Here is a 20,117-nt window from a genome sequence, read left to right on the forward strand (position 1 = left end):
TTAATAGAATAGCCATGGGTAAGAGTTTTGTATATAACACCGGTGAATCAAAAGGTCCTGAAGAAGAGCTGGAAATGACTTTTGGCGTCTTTATTGATGGAACTTTAAACAATAAAACAAACACGGAACTTAGAAGGAAATACAGGAACGGCGGTGTCGAAAATTTGACCGATGAGCAGATAGCGGAATCGGTAAAAAGAGATGAAGCAGCTTATAAAAGGCTGATGAAAAAAGGCGTTCCTGCAAATCCTACAGAATATGAACAATACTTAATCGGTTCCCACAGAACCTATATGGACAAAATGGGAACCGACAACAGCTACAGTAACGACTACACAAACGTAGCCCGGATGTGGAAGTATTGTGACAAGGAATACCGTATCTATGTTGAAGGTATGGGAACAGATGACAAGCAAAAAGACAGCCAGGATGGTTTTGCTTTTGGAGCAGGATTAACCGGAGTCAGGGCCAAAGTAAGAAAGGCTTGCGAAATCATGGCCAATAAGATTAATGAAGAAAAAAGAAAAGGTAATAACAGAAACAAGGTACTGACCAAAATAACGGTCGATGCTTTTGGTTTTAGCCGTGGTGCTGCTTCAGCACGAAATTTTGTACATGAAGTAAATGTCAAAAAAGCATATGAACCCAAGCCATTCAATATGCCTGACGGTTATTATCCTATAGACCCGTATTCTGAAGGAATGCCGGTTAGAAAATACAGGAGAACCATTGGCGATGCAGATGGATTGGAAGTAAATTCTGAAGTTTTGGTGGAAGGAAAACTGCCAAGAATGGGACATTTGGGGTATAGCATCCTGAAAAATACAGATATAACCGCTGAAGAACTGGAAGATATAACGCTTGTAGTACGATTCATCGGGATTTATGATACGGTTTCTTCCTATGGTGAAGGAGGAGGAAGATTGGGAGAATATGATGTTAATGGTGAATTGAAAGATGACAGCTTTTTTAAGAAAGCGGCAAAAGAAGTATTCTCCACTCATTTTGATAATGACGTGGAAGAATTGCAACTGAATAATTTGGGCTATTTCCAAAAGATGGTGCATTTCACAGCAAAAGACGAGCACCGGAAAAATTTCTCGCTGACCCGAATCCGACAAATCAAGGACAGGGCGATTGAAAAAAACCTCCCGGGTGTGCATTGTGACATTGGCGGCGCCTATGAAAATGAAACGGAGTATAAAGACGAAATAGAAACATCAAACCACAAACCATTGTGGCAGCTCGAAAAATACAGGCAGGAATTAATAGCCGGAGGTTGGTATCATGATGACCAGATAGAAATAAACAACAAGTTCTGGAATTTTTTAACGAGTGGAATTGTATACAGAAAGCTGAGCGGAACACGATATGTCAGAAAAGAATACAGCTATTTGCCATTACATTTCATGGAAGAATTTGGCAAGGACATCATGAAAACCCAGGCAAAAAGTAATGCACTGATTGATGACCTTACAATCCAATACAGCGTTGAAGGTAATCAGATATTAAAACAGGCAAAAACATATCTGGAAGGCTATATGAAAGATGAAATTCCGGAATGGGATTTTGTCAGTGACGAAGAATTGGCAAGAAGGAAACAGGAAAGAATCAACAGAGAAAATCTGGAAAAACTGTTGGAAGAACTGGAAAAAAGCAAAGTTTACGAAGAACAAAATACAACGGGATTTGACGGGCAAAAGCAATACTGGCCAACCATGCCTCCTGGATTGGGGCAGGAACCGGAACCGGATCCCGATCCAAATGTTATAAACATAGAAGAAGTTGTGGTGACAGCCTATCATCCGCAGACGCTCCTGAGAAAATTGCGCAACCAATATTTCCATTGGTCGGCATCAAGAGACTGGTTTGGTATGGAACCTGCAAAGAATAGAATTAGAGGTGAATATTAAGATTATAAAGAATGATTTCAATAGTTCACGGATTAAGAGAATACCATCTCGAGCCTAAGGTTGGAGCACGATATAGCTATCGGTTTGAAACAATAGTTGACGATTTTTCGAATAAGAGAAGTCCGGTTCACAAATCGTATATTAGGGAAGTACAGATTATGCCAATTGGTAAAGAAGGGTATTTGGACGTTTATCAGATTTTTACGGCCAGAATTTCTATCAAAAGTAATGTAGCAGTAGCTGATGAATATTTGATAAAACAAATTGGCTATGCCTTTGATGAAATTGAAGCCGGAGTAGATTATACAGGAAAAATTGTACGTATCTTTAATAAGGAAGAATTGAGTTCCAGATGGGATAAAACAAAGGAAAGGCTTGAAGTTGAATATGAAGGGAAATTTGTACAAAACTATTTTAGTCAGATTTCCAAAATTCTGAATGATGAAACCAGACTAATCGAATTTTTGTCGACCTATAAAATGTTCGGACTTTATTTTCATGGTTTGTTTGGCAATTATCTTTTATGGGAAATGCCGATAGTCAGAAAAAAAATAGTTGATGATTTTAAAAATTGTGAAGCGGAAGAAAAGATCCATCCGGAAAAGAAAGAATGGGTCAGATATCAAATAGAAGGCAGGTCGGAAAACATAAATAAATACGAAGGAGAACTGCTATACAAAGATTATCAATTGCAGGAAGCTTTGATCGAAATTGAAGATGATACGCAATCTGTAAAATATGCCACGCTTTTTTTAGGTTAGAAAAGCACAAAATATGTTGCCATGGAAGATGTCAAAGAAAATAATAAAAAAGAAATAGCCGAAAAGCGGGAAGAGCGCGAAAAAGAGGATAAAGTCTCTGAAGATCTGAAGCTTGTCATTGATATGGCAAAAATACAATGTACGCTTTGTACAAATCCGCAGGGAATCCTGAAGGTCAATTTTGACACGCCTACAACCCAGGATAAATTGACTGCTACGGTTGTTGAAAAAGACATGCGAAGCCTTATTTTTATGGGAACCTGTATCAAAAGCCCCAACAGTGCCGCTCCATGTGCCTCAGTAATGCAACTCGGAGACTGGAAAGATGTGGGAACACTTAAAGTTCAGGATCAATTTCCGCTGTTGAAAAAAAGTACGATTCCGTGCAATTATGGTGGAAGCACCATAGAAATTACTGATAGCGGACAAAGGAGCGCCCCGGCTGAAGTTGCCGCTGTCGCAGCACCTGTTCCTCAGGAGGAAGAAGTTTTGGTAAACGGACATTTCTACAATACAGATGGCACTTTTGAAGGAAAGGCCGATAAGAAAGAATATAAAGGAAGTGTAAACGACGTATATGTATGCTCCGGAAAAGAAACTAAAAATGATTCCAAGGGAAAACCGGTTGAGGTATTCAAAAATGCTGAGCTTCTGAAAGAAAACGGGACAAATATTACACATTCTGATTTTTGTTATGTAGCATACATTGTCAGCCATGAAGCAGGTGAAGAAGATCTGAAAGAATTGAAATGTATTGCTTATGCCAGCTTTAATCGGGCAAAAAATACAAAAACAACATGGAAAAAATTGCTTTCCACAGGATATTCATCTGTTCCAAATAAAACAGAATTGTCACAGACCAAAAAAGACAACAAATCAAAATTAACCAGACAGGCACTTTTTTATGTTTTACAAGGTAAAGATGACCTGACAAAAGGAGCTGAGTTTTGGGATGGAACCGACTTTTTAGCCTGGGGAAATTCTGAAACCAATCCGTATAACAAATTAGGACAGAATAAATTCGATGAATATAAGTTTGTTGAGATTCCAAAAGATGTTTACGATGAGTTTTTGAAAGCTAACGGAACTTCTGCCCGATACAAGGATAAAGAAAATCACGATGCCAAAACAGATAAAGGAACCCACGAACACACTAAAAAGAAAGTCAAAAAACCTGTTATAGGAAAAGATGGCAAACAGGAAAAAGGAAAAGACGGCAAACCACTATTCCAGGAAGTAGAAGTTGCCGATAGAATAAAATACGCCATCCCGGCTTCTGACTTTACAGATACGAACAATTGGACAAGTGGTAATTTTTATTATGATACAGGTGTCAAAACCACAAATGGAATATCCGGAACTATTGCTGCCGGAAAAAGTGTTTTTTGGAAACTAACCCCAACAAGATTAACCAATGCAACTGAAGTTAAAAAATAAAATTATTACAACGGTAATCCTTTCTTTCAGTACACTGCTGTTGTCTTTCTGTGTCTCAAAAATGACCTCAGAAAACTATACTATAGCATGGGTACAGCAGATTACGGTTGAAAATGGAGAGAAAACAACCGATAATTTTTATGGTATTTTCCCTAAAAATAATGACACAATCTTTATTTACAAAGCTGCTGAAGATGACCCAAAACGAATCGAAAAGCAATACCGGTATACTTTTAAAAAAACACCAAAAAATACAAACGCAATTGATTTTTATTACAAAGAAGATACCCAGCCTGAAGAAACCTTAAGGGTTCGGTTTGAAAAAAATAAGGTGTTTGTTAATGATGATAGCTATACCGTAAATGAATCCTACTATAAATTCCTGATGCAAAAAGTATTACAGGAAAATTCGGTTCTTGAATTAGCAGCCTTGACAAAAGATGGTCTAGGCGATTATCAGCCACTATTTGAGCCGTTAAGTAAAAACTGGGGACAAACTAAATCAGAAAAAGGATTTAAACTTTTGGAAATTGCCACCAAAAACAAAAACAACCAGACCGATTCTCAGTTTTTTCAGCAAAAAGTCACTTTTTCTTATGGCAAGCAAGGTGATTTCTTAAAAGCAGAAGGGGAAAATTATAAGAAGACAAAGGCCAAAGCCAATCAGAAATATCTTAAATATGACATTTCAGAAACCAATGAAAGATCGTCTTCTGAGATTGAATTGTACCAAAATAAAAAGACACTTTCAGATTCTGTGTCTGTCAGATGGGAACAATTTTCAACAGCCAAAGAATACAGTTTTATAAAATACCAATCCAAATTGCAAAAAAAAATAATAAGCCAAAAGCCAAAACCAGATAGCGATTTTACGAAGTTTTTTTAAAAAAAGTTTTTTTGTTTTAAATAGCGTTAAGAATTTATATCCAGAATGTTACGATAGTATTTTTTCTTAATAAAAAGTTAAAGAAATCAATTTTAAGCCATAAAAACAGTAAATTCACTACACATAATTCGACAAACTTCCCCCTCGAAATCTATTAACCATTAAAATCTAATGCTATGTCGATCAGCACTCAGATTCAGATTCAGATTGGGGGAGAAAACCTGACCCGCTTTTCTAAACTTGTCATCAATCAGAAGGTGCATTCGCACCATCATTTTTCTATTTTGCAGCCACTTCCAAAAGAATTTGTAAGTCAGGCTATAGACAAGGCTCAAAAATATGTAGGGCAGTCAGTCACTATCAATATCAAGCCCTCTAACATGATGACAAATTCTCCGTTGATTTTTAACGGAATCATCACAGAAGCCCAAATGATCAGGACGTCCGGAGCTTCAGGCGGTATCATTATTAATGGTTATAGCCCTACAATTTTACTGGAAGGTCCGCCAAACACCCGTTCCTTCAATGACGAAACCTTATCAGGAATAGTTAAGGAAATATTGAAAGATTATTCAGGAGACAGTCTGAAACCGACTGTAGAAATTTCAAAAGACACAGCACTGCCTTATACCGTTCAATATGCGGAAAGTGATTTCTCATTCCTTTGCAGGATAGCGCAAAAAAAAGGACAATGGTTCTTTTTTAATGGTGAAGAGCTACAGTTTGGCAAACCGAAATCTAAAAACTTCACATTGGACTACGGAAGAAGCCTGCATTCTTTCAATATTGAGATGAGGGCAAAATCACTCGGATTTGAATACCTTGGTTATGACCCATCCAATGGAGATACTCAGAAAGCCAGCTCGGCCGAAGTAGATTACCAACCTCAGGATGGCTATTCAAAAGCGATTTTTGAGTCCTCCAAAAAACTTTTTACAAACACTTCTACCATGCTGTATTCCCATTCTTTAGAAGAAGGGAATTCCAGAACGCATCTGATCGACCGTGTTACCACGCAGTTGCAATCGCGAACCGCAGATATGGTTACGGCCAAAGGTGAATCCGATGAGACCGGTTTGCGTATTGGTGATGTAGTATCGATTAAGGAACCTGCTTTTTCCCTGACTGGAAATATTCTGGATGGTCTGCAGGAGCAGAATTTTGGAAATTATATCATTACCGATATCATGCATGTTTGTGATGAGTCGGGCACCTATCATAATACTTTTGATGCTGTTCCGGAAAGTGTTGTTGCTCCGCCTTATGGAAATGTACATAGTTTTCCAACAGCTGAATCACAACCGGCAACCGTGATTTCTAATGCTGATCCTGCCGGACTCGGACGCGTTAAAGTAGCCTTCGCCTGGCAGAAAGATGCTGGTAAAAGTACGCCTTGGATACGAATGGTAAACTCACATTCCGGTGGTGGCAAAGGATTTTATTTTGTGCCTGAAGTTGGCGAAGAAGTATTGGTGGCTTTTGAAGGCGGCAATGCAGAAAAACCTTTTGTATTGGGAGCAATGTATAACGGAAGCGCTTCCAGCGGATACAGCACGTCAGGAAACGACAAAAAAGTAATCCAGACCCGTTCAGGAACAAAAATTATCATGGACGATGCGGCCGGAAGTGTATTTATTGAAGACCCGAGCGGAAATACCTGGCTTATGGACGGGCAAGGCAATATTGATGTCAATGCGCCCAATAACATGAAAATAACGGTGGGCAAAAATCTGGATATCAATGTTGGAGAAAACATGGCCACCACAATAGGTGCCAACGAAAATATCTCTGTTGGTAGCAATAAAACAGAAACTATTGGGAAAAACTATGTTCAATCTTCTGAAAATAAAAATGTTACGGTTAAAAATAATAAAACCGACAATGTTGGAGAAAGTTACAGGCAGATTACAGGAAATTCGGATATCCAGACTTCTAAAGGTGATTTAAAATTGAGAGGAACTACGCTAACGGTAATCCAGGGCGGTAAAGATGTGAAAGTTAGTAAAGGATAATCTTATTTATAGTATAAGTTATGGCTACAGAACAACACAAGGCTCAACTCGAAAAGAAAAGAGCGGAACGAAAAGAAAAGGATTCCGGAGATTCTCCTTCAGAAAAGCGAGAAGTAGTCATGCATGGCGCCAAGCTAAAATGTGAATATGCACAACAGTTGGGCGAATTAAAAGTAACTTCGAACGAATTGAGGCTTCAGGATCAATTATGGGCTACACAAGGCGATGGCAACAATATGATCAACCTTCAATTTAAAGGAACCTGTGGACATCCCAAATGGCCTGCAAGAAACATGCAGCCGCCACCCTGTATGAGCGTGATAAAATTAAGTCCATGGGAAAATCTGGGAACTACTGAGGTACAGAACCAGAAAGTGCTGGTCAAAGAATCAACGATAACCTGCAATCCTGAATTTAATACGGCAGTAGCAAGCCCAATACCCAATGTTGAAAGTATTGCGATTAAGCCATCTCCACTAATCATAAATGCCTATTTCGCAAAATTTGAGCTAAAAACGGAAAAGAATGTCACCACTTTCAATTTAACAAAAGTAGATGAACGCGGATTAAGTTATGGTGTTGCCTTAGTTATAGAAACCGTTGGGTTAGCTGGAAAAAAATTGAAAGTAAAAATAAAAAGCGGTGTCAGAAAAGTACTTTCAGATGTGGATACCGCAATAAGCTTTATTGATTTAAAAGATATTGATGCCATTACAAAACCTGAAAACTATAAAAATGTAAAAGCAAAAGATGAATTTGAAGTGGAAATAGGAAAATTAGCGTCTGATGCTACATTATCAAATAAAGATACTTTTAAAGATAAAGGCATTTTAAAATTAATGCTCAACCAAAAACCGGATGATTTGTCATTTGATTTGGCAAAACTCATTGCAGCCGATGCCAGTAAAGAAGCGTTGGTTTATGTAGAAATAAATTGCTCAGAACCTAATGTGGAATACATGGGAGTTGACAGTGGTTCAGGTACCAAAAATGCCTTCTTAAAAGAAGAGGGCAAGTATTTCAAAATAAAAAACAAAGAACAGGCATGGCTTACAACAGCCAGAAAAGAGATGGAAAAAGGAGTAACAGAAGCCACTCATTGCAATACTATCATTAATGATTACCATCAGGTAAACAGGGAACACAAACCTTCCGGCTGTGCAACGATTACCAATGCATGGTGCGCTTCATTTGTGGGCTGGTGCTTGACCCAAAACAGTTTTTCTGCCCAATGTGATCCCGGAGCTTACAGTTATGGACACACAAATACGAGATACCGAAATAAGAAAGTGGTAAAAGACGGAAAAACGGTCACATTGCCAGACCATTTTGATGATCCGGTTTGGGCTAAAACTACTAATGGCGGCAAATTAGCTTTGGGCTCCATATGTGTCGTAAACAATAAAAAACATGTCACTTTTGCCGTAGCTAAAAATAAGGAAGGAACCCATTTTTTTGGATTAGGCGGGAATCAGGGAGATGCCGTTAAAGTTAGTGCTTACAGTGTAAGAAATTCAAGTGTTTATCCAATAGAGTATACAATTAACGAAGAAGATTATGAATTACCAATCTATTATAGAGAACTTAAAGGCGAAAGTGTTACTTAGGCTTTTATTACTGGTTGCTTTTCTTCCAAATGAAGTTGTATCACAAGTCGTAAAAGTTGATTCGATTTCAATTTCTAAAGAATGGAAAGATTGCAACGGAATGAACAGGTTGACAGTAAACGTAAATGCTTTATGTAATCCTGATGAGCCTCCTTTTGATGGTCATAAAACAATGATTGATGTAAGCCTCAAAAACAAAAAGCATTCCTTAAATGTGCAATTCGATGATCCGGATTATCAAATGGAAATGATTGCTTTTAGTGAGAAAAACATTTGGTTTTATAACTTAAAAAAAGCCAGGGTAGTTTTTATTCCGTTCTCCTATTGCAGTAATTCTGATTCGGAGAAAAAGCTCTCTTATATTATTTTATATAACGACAAAAAATATTTGTATCACATTCCTTTTAAATGCACAGAAGAAGACGATTGTGTTCTGAATGCAGATTTAAATAAATCCATGAGTGATTTGAATCCTAAAATAAGGACGGAACTCATAAAGAAAATTAAATCCCACTATAAAAAAGGAAGTGACTTCAACTAAAAAACCAAATTGCAATGGCACAAAGTGAAGAACAAAATAACGAATCGTATTCAGCAAATCCGAATCAAAAAGTATATGATACGCCACATGTTGTTGATCATTTAGTGGATGTTATTGCCATTTATTTTGCCGAAAAAAAGAAGAAATTTAAATGGACACCCAAAGAAGAAACCTATACGGTAAATAAAGGTGGAAAAATTGCCGATGTCAAAAAAAAATATACAGATACCTTTAAAGCCGAAAAAAAGACCATTCGGAATCTGGCGACAGATCCTGATCATACAGCGGCTTTAAAACCAAATGATCAGATAAAAGTAACCTGGGAAGAACAAGAGGAAGATGGATTTGAAATGGTAAAAATTCCAAAAGCAACGATTGGGAAAAAGGTTTACATCGTAGCAAATTGTCATGGTGATAAGGCAAAACTGACGGTTCAAATCAATGAAAACAAATTGGCCAATCCGGAAGCTGTTTATGATGCCCCGGTTAAATTTTTGATTGGAGATCAGGAAAAAGACAAGGTTGAATTTTCAATTACAAAAGATAAAAGTGAATACGAGCAGGAAATTACGTTACGGCCCAAAACGGATGCAGATTTAAAAAAGCTGGTAGAAAAATTTGATAAGAGAACCGGTAAAAATGCTTTTGTATATTTAAAAGGGGAAGTGACAGAAACCTCAGACGAAATAAAATTTCCTGATGAAACACATGAGTTCTTAAATAAAGAACAGGAACGATTTGAAGTTTTAGGAACGCCATGTTATTGTAATAGGGATATCACCGTGGATGAAATGATAAATCTGATTTATCATCTCAGAGACAAACAAAATTATGTAAGCAAACGAGACCATTTCTTTAATAACGGAAGTGAAAAAATAACCGAGATTTCTATTTCTACCGGTAAAATTTCAGACAATAGAGATAAAATTCAATTATTCGTCAATGAAATGAATGCTATGTTTAAAAAATTCAACATTAATACATGCAAAAGAAAAATTCATTTTATAGGGCAGATGTATTTAGAAACGATAAGTTTTACATACACTTATGAAAGCAGAACTTCTGTACCTGACAATTATAAAGGAGGAGTGGATTTCCAGGGTAGAGGTATGAAGCAAATAACGCATGATTACAATTACCTGGCTTACTATGATTATATCAATACAACCACCTTTTATGATACCTATATAGCCACAAGGAGCGGTTATGAAAGTGTTGGCGATTGTGTTGCAAAGAGGCCGGCCGCTACTACTGCAGGATTAGATACCGCTTTTTATGATGGTTTAAAAACGTTTGCAAAAAAAATATCTCAGGAATTATTCCATGCATTTAATTCTGCGGGATGGTTTTCTACGGTTTATAAGCCAACTACCCTGACCGAAATGGATAAAGGACTAGAAGATGAAAATATAAGGTTAGTTACTGTGGCTATTAATGGTGGTGAAAATAATTTGGCTGAAAGAAAGAATTATACGAAATGGACTAGAGAATTTTTTAAATACGATACCGAATGCGTAAGAAGATAACAATCAGTTTATTGATTACTTGTATGATTTTGCTTTCATGCAAGGCCCAAAATCACAATATAACAGAGAAAAACACTCTTGTTGCAGATTCAACTTTGATATATGAAAACAACAAGGTCATTGGTAAAATTTCCCAACCAACAACCTATAATTGCAAAGCATGTTATACAATAAACAAAATTGGAGACATAAAAATTAAAGTTCCGGTTTCAAATAAGGTTATCAATAATCAATCCGTGTTAGAACAGGATTTTGCCATTGACAAAGTCGTCAAAAATGGTAATAATACGGTCATTAAATATTCAAGCACATCCTCTTCCAAAGCTTATGAACTAGAGGTGAACAAAGATTATATTGTTAGAATGCTGACTTACAGTTATGGTTCAAAGGATATAAAAATTGGAGAAAATGACTATGAATCATTTCAGGCCAACTCAATATGCCAAAGCGAAAAGAAGATTAAAATTAAAGATACAATTACACTAAATGACGGCTATGTTTTTGCAACTAAAGATTGTTTTGATTGCCCGGTAAAATATACAATTGAAGAATGCATAGCCAACAGAAAAAAAGGTGTTAAAATGAATTGGGAGTAATCGTTTTTAAATTTCATAATTCAAAAGCAAAAGTCTTACTATGCGAAATATTACCGATACAGTTGAAGGCATAAAAGAATTAGATATCAGCTTGTATCTTGAAGAGCATTTGCAGTTTTATAAATTTTCAATGATGGAAATAACCACAGAAAACGGCAATGTTTTAAAAAGTGAAGTTAATAAAACAATACACTCAACAATATTAAAAAAAGATTTTGAAACCTATCTAATCCAATTGGAAGTCTTTGATATCGAGTATAAAAACAGAACCGTTTCACTGACTGAGAAAGATTTTTTAGGACGTATTGCTGAGGTAAATGATGATATAATTCTAGAAACAGACGAGCATTTAAATATCAATAAATTAGTAAACCAGCATCAGATTCAAAAAAGGCTGGAAGAAAAAATAGAAAGATTAGCCAAAAGTAATGTTGGGCCTAAAGTAGAAGAAATGTTTCAATATCTCAGGGAGTTTTACAGCAACGATAGAAGGATTCTTTTAGATATAAAAAACTACAGACAGCATGGTCTGCTTCTGAATCCGTTTTATGACAGATATACGCCTTTATCGGTGAAAAAAAGAAGTGTAAGGTATTTGAATTTTGTTGAAAATGCGGTCGTTAATATTGGGGAAGAAGCCCGGGTAAAAAAAATAAAATTAAAAGAACGGGAACTCGAAGTTGGAGTAAAGGGAAAAATGATTGCGCCATTCTACAACGACATGATTTTTAAGTCAATAAAAAAGAAAGAAATTTCATTTGATTCTGAAAAAGACAAACCCAGCCTTGACAAATATGAAGGCAGTTTTATTTTTAATATGAATACCGGAACGGTTAAAAAAGCGAGTATCGAGATTGAGTTTTCACTCGGTAACAATTATAGGAAAACAATAAGCTATCAATTAAATGAATTAAACGATGCCGATAACAATTGATGATACAGGACAAACAGTAACGCTGAATCCGCCGTATTCGCCAGTTACGCCAGACGATAGCCTGCAAAAGATAACCCGTGTTTATTTTGCAAAAAAGACTGTTACGAGAGAAGGAGCAAATGTGGCATTTACGCGAATAGATTCCCTCCATGCACAGCAGGAAGGCGGACAAAACCTGCCATATGATTCTGTTTTGGGTAAGACTGTTTATCTGGTTATCGAAACCGAAAATATGGCAACCTTGTCTATAGATGCTGTGATTCGTCCGGCAGACAATACATTGACAGGAAATACAGAAACACTGAATCTGATGTGGTTCAATCCGGCAACCCAGAATTTTGAGGTAAGAAGGAAAATGACTGCTGTTGTTGGCAATTTTGATGCCCTGAACAATAAGGGAACAACCGAAAATCCATCCGGTTCACACGACCATTATACCAATCTGGCAGACCATGAAAACAAAGCCATTATAAAACTGCAGCTAAGGCCATCCTTACGAACCGATTTCAACACCTGGGCAGCCAATATAGCGGCTGCTGCTACACATACGGCTAATCTGGAAGTAGTCGTGGAAAGAACAGACAATGAGGCTTGCGCTTACGGTCCTGACAGTACAGAAGAAGTTAAAGAAGCGGGTATTTTCCTCAATAGTGATGCTCAGGGAAGATTTCGGGTTGGCAACAGGAATTTTTATGAAATCTACGCCAGAGTTTTATCTGGAAGAACCAACAACAGAAATACCTACACAGATGGCACCTATAATTTCCTTCCTATGAACGGCACGGTCAGGAGGAAAATCAGCAAGCTTGAAAATCCAAGTTCGACACAGGTTACCTATTACCATTACGATATTTATGGCAATGAAGTATTTATTGCTACCTGTGACAAAACATCAGTCATGGGCAGGAATAACGGACAGCAACTTGGAGCAGTGCCGCCTGGGGCGCTTCGTACAGAAAATGCTCCTGCCGGAGGTGCGGCCCAAACCAACCATATTTTTGCAAATGCTATCGTCACAACCGGAACGCACAGAAACGACAGAAATGCCAGAGCCTTTCCGGGCGCACTCAGGATTGTCCGCTATACGGCTTCCGGAACCAATGTGCCTTTGGTCAGAATGCCGGATACGCTTAATGTTACTGTAAACGGTAGGGTTATTGCCTATGGATTTTCCAATACGCAAAGACGATTCTGTAATCCGGATTGTTTCGCAGCTTTTGTAGGTGTTTTATCGCAATACGGATTAGCAGGTGTAAATTCAACAGGGATGTGTTTTGGCGATGCAACCAGCTATCCTAGTTTGGCACACCCCAATGGAGATAGCGTAGACACGAGCTATCTGGCCAACCGACAAAACGAACAGGATTTATTAAATGCTTTCGTAGACTGGAATTTTGCCCAGGTAATTGCCGGAACAACACAGCAGGCCTGGCTACGAAATGCGCACAGATATGCGGGAGACCACAATGACCATTTGCATTCCGGAGATTTTGACAGTAACTCGATTCATAACATCTACCAATGAGAAAAATAGTTCCCATACTCGTTTTTATAGCCACTCTTTCCTGTAGTAAAAGTATCAGTCAGGTCAGTACTGTCAAAAAAATAAGTGAATCTGCTAAAGTAAATCTGCCTTATGGAGACAAAGATGTACTTCATGAATTCCCTGCCGATTGGTCAAGAGGTGATGCCTTACAGGATTCTTTATATAATAAGATGAGCTTTTTTTTATTTCAGGATAAGGACAATCCCGCCAGAAGCACAATTGCAATAAATTATACTGAAGCAAAAACTTTTATAGCTAAAGACTTCATTCCCTCAAATGAAATAAAAAACGGGAAGTCAAAAATAGAAATCAAAAGCGCTCAGGTTTTTGATGGCAAAAACTTCAAAATAGTTTCCGTACTCTATGAAGGTAAAATAGACTGTAAGACCTGCGAATATCCCGAAAGTCAAACCCAGAATGTATTATTGAGCATTAAAGACGGAAAAGTGATTGACAAATTACCTGTGTCCTACCTTAACGGAAGCGATTTAGGGCAGTCAGCAAGATATTTTTATATTGATTCTGACAGGATAATCCATCTCAAAGATTTTAAGTCGGATGAAGAAGGTGTTACTTTTGCCGAATACCTCAAATATAAAATCACGCCTGACGGCAAATTTGCCAAACTATAATAACTAAAAAACCCCGCTTTAGGCGAGGTTTTTTTATGTTAAATCTAAATTCAGAATATTAAGTAAGATAAAAGATAATAGACGATAGATAAAAGATGATTTCGTTATTCCAAAATCTTAAATCAGAAATCTAAAATAGATTAATATCTGTAATATTCAGGCTTAAACGGACCTTGAACTTCTACTCCAATGTAAGCAGCTTGTTCTTCGTTTAAAGTTTCCAACTCAACACCTAGTTTTGCCAGGTGAAGGGCAGCTACTTTTTCATCCAGGTGCTTAGGAAGCATGTATACTTCATTTTTGTAGGCAGCACTGTTTTTCCATAACTCAATTTGAGCCAAAGTCTGGTTTGTGAAAGAGTTACTCATTACAAAACTTGGGTGACCTGTAGCACATCCTAAGTTTACAAGACGTCCTTCAGCCAGGATGATAATATCTTTTCCGTTGATAGTATATTTATCTACCTGTGGCTTAATTTCGATTTTTGAAGCACCGTGGTTTTTGTTTAACCAGGCCATATCGATTTCGTTATCAAAGTGACCAATGTTACAAACAACAGTCTTGTCTTTCATTTTTTCGAAATGCTTACCTACCACGATATCTTTGTTTCCTGTTGTAGTGATGATAATATCAGCATTAGCAATAACAGTATCCAGTTTTTTAACTTCATATCCGTCCATAGCAGCCTGTAAAGCACAGATTGGGTCAATTTCAGTAACAGTTACAATAGAACCTGCACCTCTGAAAGAAGCAGCAGTTCCTTTACCAACGTCACCATAACCACAAACTACAACTCTTTTTCCGGCCAACATCAAATCAGTTGCACGACGAATTGCGTCAACAGCAGATTCTTTACAACCGTATTTGTTATCAAATTTAGATTTAGTAACAGAATCGTTTACGTTAATTGCAGGCATTGGCAATGTACCGTTTTTCATTCTTTCGTAAAGTCTGTGAACTCCTGTTGTAGTTTCTTCAGAAAGACCTTTGATTCCGGCAACCAATTCAGGGTAACGGTCAATAACCATATTAGTCAGGTCACCACCATCATCCAAAATCATGTTCAATGGTTTTCTGTCTTCACCAAAGAATAAAGTTTGCTCAATACACCAGTCAAACTCTTCTTCGTTTAGTCCTTTCCAGGCATAAACCTGAATTCCTGCAGCAGCAATTGCAGCAGCGGCCTGGTCTTGCGTAGAGAAGATGTTACATGATGACCAGGTTACTTCAGCTCCAAGAGCAACCAATGTTTCAATCAACACCGCAGTCTGGATTGTCATGTGAAGACAACCTGCAATTCTGGCACCTTTTAAAGGCTGTTCGTCCTTATATTCTCTGCGAAGCGCCATCAATCCTGGCATTTCAGCTTCTGCTAATTCAATTTCTTTTCTTCCCCAAGCTGCAAGAGAAATATCTTTCACTTTGTAAGCCACAAAAGGTAATGTCGTTGTACTCATCTATTTGTATATATTTGTATTATCAAATTTTTTGCAAATTTACGGAATTACTTTTTATTAAAATAATCGGAAAAAATTATTTAAGGTTTGTTTAATAAGAGGTAATTGTTTGATTATTAAAGCCTGCCACGAATTTTGCTTCTGAGGTTCTCATATAAAACCGCAAGGTTGATTTATTTTATAATTAGAAATGCCCTTATATAAAGTCATACATTTTAGTCCGTCCATAAAAGTCCTGATTTGGAAAATCACGGAACCTTTTGACGAGCTTTTTTCTCAAGTCCTATTGAAAGAAAAAACGCTTGGCAGACTGCAATCCATGAAATCAGAAGTACACCAAAGGGCTTTCCTGAGCGTCAGGAAATTGCTTCAGGAGGCAGGACATAATGACTTACAACTTCATTATGACGAATTTGGCAAGCCACATCTCGAAAATGAAACCCATATTTCTATTACCCATTCGTTTGATTTTTCTGCAATTATCCTAAGTGATGAAAATGTGGGGATAGATATTGAGCTTCGCCGCGAAAAAGTAATGCTTATCGCAGAAAAATTTGTTGACGAAAGCGAATTCAGATTTCTGGATAAAGAAAAAAAAGACGATTATGTTTCCAGATTAACCGTAATCTGGGGCGTAAAGGAAGCCATTTTTAAAATCCGTAATGAAAAAGGAATCAGCTTCAAAGACCATATTTTTGTGGCACCTTTTGAAATGACAGAAAAAAAAGCAAAAGCACTTCTGACTTTTGGAAACCTAAATATAGAATTTGATATCTGTTTTGAAGAAATCGAAAATTATACGCTTGTATATGCCTTTCAAAAAGGAAATCAGTAAGCCCAATGCAAAACATCTATAACGAAATACTAAAGTCCAAAAAAGAGAAAAAAAAGCTTCTGGCCATTCTTCTCGATCCCGATAAGATTTCTAAGGATTCATTACAAAACATCATTCCTAAGATAAATCAGTCCCCGGCTACGCATATTTTTATTGGTGGAAGCCTGGTGCTTACCAATACTATTGATGGAATCATCCGGGAATTAAAACAGAAAACGGCACTTCCTGTTTTGCTTTTTCCGGGCAACCCGTCGCAAATCTCCATTGAAGCCCATGGCATTTTATTCCTTACTTTGCTGTCGGGCAGAAATCCGGATTTTTTAATTGAACATCAGGTCAAGGCAGCACCAATTTTAAAAAAAACCAATCTGGAAATTATTTCTACAGGTTATATATTGATTGATGGTGGCAACCAGACTGCGGTAGCTTCAGTGAGTAAGACAATACCATTGCCTAGGCACAATTCAGATATTGCAGTAGCTACAGCATTGGCGGGCGAATTTTTAGGAAACAAGTTGGTTTATCTGGAAGCAGGAAGCGGCGCAAAACTTTCAGTTCCTTTAGAAACAATTTCTCTGGTTTCAAAAAACATAGAAATACCATTAATTGTAGGTGGAGGCATAAAAGACATCCAGGGAATTGAAGATGCCTATGCCGCCGGAGCAGATTTGGTAGTGATAGGGACTGCTTTTGAAAATGACTCCAATTTTTTTATAAATTCTAACCTGATGCTTCATGATTGATTTTTTCCTCAATGCCTATAAAAATACGCCGGTTATTGATATTATCCTGGAAGCTATAGTTTTTATTACCGGAATCCTAAGTGTTTATTTTGCCAAAAAAGAAAATATATGGGTCTATCCTACGGGTATTATTGCGACAGTAATCACGGTATATCTGCTTTATAAAGCAGGCTATTTTGCCGATATGACGCTTAATATTTATTTCTCCGTTATGAGTATATATGGTTGGATTAACTGGTCAAGGAAGAAAGAAGATGACTATGTTGTCAAGATTTCAAGGACAAATACAAAGCAGAAAATTATTGGGATGTTGTTATTTTTTCTTACTATTGTTGTAACATATTTGGTATATCACCTGTTCGGTAAGGAAATCAAACCAGAGAATTATATCGACATATTTACGTCAGGATTGTTTTTTACGGGAATGTGGTATATGGCAATGAAAAAGATTGAAAATTGGACACTATGGATTATTGCAGATTTCATAGCGGTTCCGTTGTATGCCTATAGAGGATTGGGGATGTTGTCATTGCAATATGTAATTTTTACAATTTTGGCTATTTTAGCTTACATAGAATGGAGGAAAATCTTAAACAGCAGCCCACAGATAAAATCAGAATAGCATTGTATGGACCGGAATCTACCGGAAAAACTACATTAGCAAAACAATTGGCAGAACATTTTGAGTCGGTATGGATTCCCGAATTTGCCCGTGCCTATTTACAGGAAAAATGGAATCGTTCCAAAGAAATTTGCCAACCGGAAGATTTGCTTCCTATTGCAATCGGGCAAATGCAACTCGAAAATAAAGCCCTGTCTGAAACCGGTAAATATCTTTTTGCCGATACGAATCTGATGTGTACCAAAGTCTTTTCGGAAATCTATTACAGTTTCTGTGATTCTGCTTTGGATAAGGCTGCCCGAAAGCACAAATACGACCTTTTTTTCTTAACAGACATTGACGTTCCTTTTGAAAAGGACGATTTGCGGGATAAGCCTGATGAAAGAGAAATGCTTATCCGGAAATTTGAAGAAGCCCTGATTGAAAATAAAAAACCCTATATACTGCTTTCCGGGAATAAAGAAGAAAGATTGCAAAAGGCAATTGCTATTCTGGAAGATTTGGAAAAATCAAAAGCATTGGGATTTGATTCTTACGATTTTGTGCAGATATACAATCAGGGAATAAAAATTGATACCGTAGCGAATTATCTTAAAGTATTTAATACGGGCATTCCAAAAGCAGTTTTAGAAAGGCCGGCTTCATTAACAGATGGAATTATGCCACTTTCTGAAGAAGAAGCGGTTTATTATGCCAATCTATTTGAATCTAAAAAAGGAAGGCTGAAAATTCAGAAGTTTGTACCTGCCTCAGGGGCGGCCAGCAGAATGTTTAAATTCCTGAATGAATTTGTCAATGAATACAAATTGGGCGGTGAAACCATAAATGCCTATATCAACAGAAAACGTTGTGGGGCTATGCCGGTTTTCCTGATTGGTATAGAAAAATTTCCGTTCCATAAAACGGTTTTGGAATATACGCAGGTGAAATATCCCGAGTATAAACAATGGGACAAAGACATGCGTTTTTTCTATTTTGTAAAATCATTGCTCTCATCCAATCATTTTGATTTTGCCTCCAAACCTAAAGCAGTATTGCCTTTTCATCAATATGGCGATTATATTGCCACGCCAATAGAAGAACATTTGAATGAAAGCGGTTCGTATGCGTTTTCGTCAGGCATTTCCGGTTTGCATTTTACAATTTCTGAAGAACATCAGGACTCCTTTGATAAAATTATAAATGACGTCAAGCCAAAGGTAGAAGCCAATACAAATGTGCAGATTCATGTGGATTATTCTTATCAGCATAAAACAACAGATACTCTAGCAGTCGACCTTCAAAACAATCCGTTCCGTCTGGATGATGGCAGTTTGTTTTTTAGGCCGGGTGGACATGGTGCCCTGATAGAAAATCTTAATCAACTGTTTGCGGATGTTATTTTTATAAAAAATATTGACAATGTAATCCAGAACCACATCCATATTATCAGTTTGTATAAAAAAGCATTGGCGGGTATCCTGCTGGAATTTCAGGACAGGATTTTTGCTTTTCTCAAGGTGCTGTCAACGGAAAATATCCAAAAAGAAACAATTGACGAAATCGTAGAATTTGTAAAGTCAAAACTTCAGATTGTTATCAATGCCGATTTCCAGAAATATACACGTGAAAATAAAGTGAGTCATCTTCAGGAAATCCTGAACAGGCCAATTCGTGTTTGCGGAATGGTCAAAAATGAAGGAGAACCTGGCGGCGGTCCGTTTTGGGTGAGAGATGCAAAAGGAAATGCTTCTTTGCAGATAGTAGAATCCTCACAAGTCGATATGCAAAATCCTGCGCAGGCTAAAATATTGTCAAGCGCAACACATTTTAATCCTGTCGACCTCATTTGTGGTACAAAAGATTACAGAGGTGAAAAATTTGATTTGAAAGAGTTTATTGATAATGAAAGCGGTTTTATTGTAGAAAAAAATAAAAACGGAAAACCAATCAAGGCCTATGAATTGCCGGGGCTTTGGAACGGAGCTATGGCAAAATGGATTACCATTTTTGTAGAAGTGCCCCTCATTACTTTTAATCCGGTAAAAACAGTAAACGATTTACTAAAACCGGCACATCAGCCGCAATAA

At 37.2% G+C, this 20,117-nt stretch carries 17 protein-coding genes; 16 read left to right on the top strand and 1 reads right to left on the bottom strand.

What is annotated here, in order from left to right; genetic code table 11:
* The first annotated feature begins 14 nt into the window (after positions 1 to 14).
* From B0G92_RS04445 to B0G92_RS04500, 12 genes are all read left to right on the top strand, one after another.
* Positions 15 to 1,913, top strand: coding sequence for a phospholipase effector Tle1 domain-containing protein (locus B0G92_RS04445; protein ID WP_101471226.1), 1,899 nt, complete (start codon positions 15 to 17; stop codon positions 1,911 to 1,913).
* A gap of 11 nt (positions 1,914 to 1,924) precedes the next feature.
* Positions 1,925 to 2,674, top strand: a complete 750-nt coding sequence (locus B0G92_RS04450; RefSeq protein ID WP_143394994.1) for a hypothetical protein — start codon at positions 1,925 to 1,927, stop codon at positions 2,672 to 2,674.
* A gap of 21 nt (positions 2,675 to 2,695) precedes the next feature.
* Positions 2,696 to 4,111, top strand: a complete 1,416-nt coding sequence (locus tag B0G92_RS04455; RefSeq protein WP_101471228.1) for a DUF4280 domain-containing protein — start codon at positions 2,696 to 2,698, stop codon at positions 4,109 to 4,111.
* A complete protein-coding gene (locus B0G92_RS04460) occupies positions 4,089 to 4,997 on the top strand; it encodes a hypothetical protein (protein WP_101471229.1) in 909 nt (302 codons plus the stop codon). Before B0G92_RS04455 ends, B0G92_RS04460 begins: the two co-directional genes overlap by 23 nt.
* A gap of 176 nt (positions 4,998 to 5,173) precedes the next feature.
* Complete coding sequence (locus tag B0G92_RS04465) at positions 5,174 to 7,009, top strand: type VI secretion system Vgr family protein (protein ID WP_101471230.1); 1,836 nt, start codon at positions 5,174 to 5,176, stop codon at positions 7,007 to 7,009.
* A 20-nt stretch (positions 7,010 to 7,029) separates the two neighbouring features.
* Positions 7,030 to 8,616 carry a PAAR-like protein gene (locus tag B0G92_RS04470; protein ID WP_101471231.1) on the top strand — a complete coding sequence of 529 codons (1,587 nt, stop codon included), beginning with the start codon at positions 7,030 to 7,032 and terminating at the stop codon, positions 8,614 to 8,616.
* Positions 8,567 to 9,157, top strand: a complete 591-nt coding sequence (locus B0G92_RS04475; protein ID WP_056067965.1) for a hypothetical protein — start codon at positions 8,567 to 8,569, stop codon at positions 9,155 to 9,157. Before B0G92_RS04470 ends, B0G92_RS04475 begins: the two co-directional genes overlap by 50 nt.
* A gap of 14 nt (positions 9,158 to 9,171) precedes the next feature.
* Positions 9,172 to 10,683, top strand: a complete 1,512-nt coding sequence (locus tag B0G92_RS04480) for a hypothetical protein (RefSeq protein WP_101471232.1) — start codon at positions 9,172 to 9,174, stop codon at positions 10,681 to 10,683.
* Entirely contained in the window at positions 10,668 to 11,279 is a 612-nt protein-coding gene (locus B0G92_RS04485) for a hypothetical protein (RefSeq protein ID WP_121366399.1), read from the top strand. Before B0G92_RS04480 ends, B0G92_RS04485 begins: the two co-directional genes overlap by 16 nt.
* A gap of 40 nt (positions 11,280 to 11,319) precedes the next feature.
* A complete protein-coding gene (locus B0G92_RS04490) occupies positions 11,320 to 12,213 on the top strand; it encodes a hypothetical protein (protein ID WP_101471234.1) in 894 nt (297 codons plus the stop codon).
* The gene (locus tag B0G92_RS04495) at positions 12,197 to 13,738 is read left to right on the top strand and encodes a hypothetical protein (protein ID WP_101471235.1); all 1,542 of its coding nucleotides are present in this window, start codon (positions 12,197 to 12,199) and stop codon (positions 13,736 to 13,738) included. Before B0G92_RS04490 ends, B0G92_RS04495 begins: the two co-directional genes overlap by 17 nt.
* Positions 13,735 to 14,391: a hypothetical protein gene (locus tag B0G92_RS04500; protein ID WP_101471236.1), complete on the top strand. Its 657-nt coding sequence runs from the start codon at positions 13,735 to 13,737 to the stop codon at positions 14,389 to 14,391. The genes B0G92_RS04495 and B0G92_RS04500 overlap by 4 nt, the downstream gene beginning before the upstream one ends.
* 140 nt (positions 14,392 to 14,531) lie before the next feature.
* On the opposite strand, the gene ahcY is transcribed toward B0G92_RS04500, so the two are convergent.
* Positions 14,532 to 15,848, bottom strand: coding sequence for an adenosylhomocysteinase (gene ahcY / locus B0G92_RS04505; protein ID WP_056067976.1), 1,317 nt, complete (start codon positions 15,846 to 15,848; stop codon positions 14,532 to 14,534).
* Between the two features lie 190 nt (positions 15,849 to 16,038).
* Between ahcY and B0G92_RS04510 the strand changes: the two genes are divergently transcribed.
* The 4 genes from B0G92_RS04510 to B0G92_RS04525 are packed head-to-tail and all read left to right on the top strand — an operon-like array spanning position 16,039 to position 20,117.
* Entirely contained in the window at positions 16,039 to 16,683 is a 645-nt protein-coding gene (locus B0G92_RS04510) for a 4'-phosphopantetheinyl transferase family protein (RefSeq protein ID WP_056067979.1), read from the top strand.
* A 5-nt stretch (positions 16,684 to 16,688) separates the two neighbouring features.
* Positions 16,689 to 17,426 carry a phosphoglycerol geranylgeranyltransferase gene (locus tag B0G92_RS04515; RefSeq protein ID WP_101471237.1) on the top strand — a complete coding sequence of 246 codons (738 nt, stop codon included), beginning with the start codon at positions 16,689 to 16,691 and terminating at the stop codon, positions 17,424 to 17,426.
* The gene (gene pnuC, locus B0G92_RS04520) at positions 17,419 to 18,048 is read left to right on the top strand and encodes a nicotinamide riboside transporter PnuC (RefSeq protein WP_101471238.1); all 630 of its coding nucleotides are present in this window, start codon (positions 17,419 to 17,421) and stop codon (positions 18,046 to 18,048) included. The genes B0G92_RS04515 and pnuC overlap by 8 nt, the downstream gene beginning before the upstream one ends.
* Positions 18,003 to 20,117 (top strand): DUF4301 family protein, encoded by a 2,115-nt coding sequence (locus tag B0G92_RS04525; RefSeq protein WP_101471239.1) that lies wholly within the window; start codon positions 18,003 to 18,005, stop codon positions 20,115 to 20,117. The genes pnuC and B0G92_RS04525 overlap by 46 nt, the downstream gene beginning before the upstream one ends.

Origin of the sequence: Flavobacterium lindanitolerans (assembly GCF_002846575.1) — a bacterium.
Taxonomy (GTDB): Bacteria; Bacteroidota; Bacteroidia; order Flavobacteriales; family Flavobacteriaceae; genus Flavobacterium; species Flavobacterium lindanitolerans.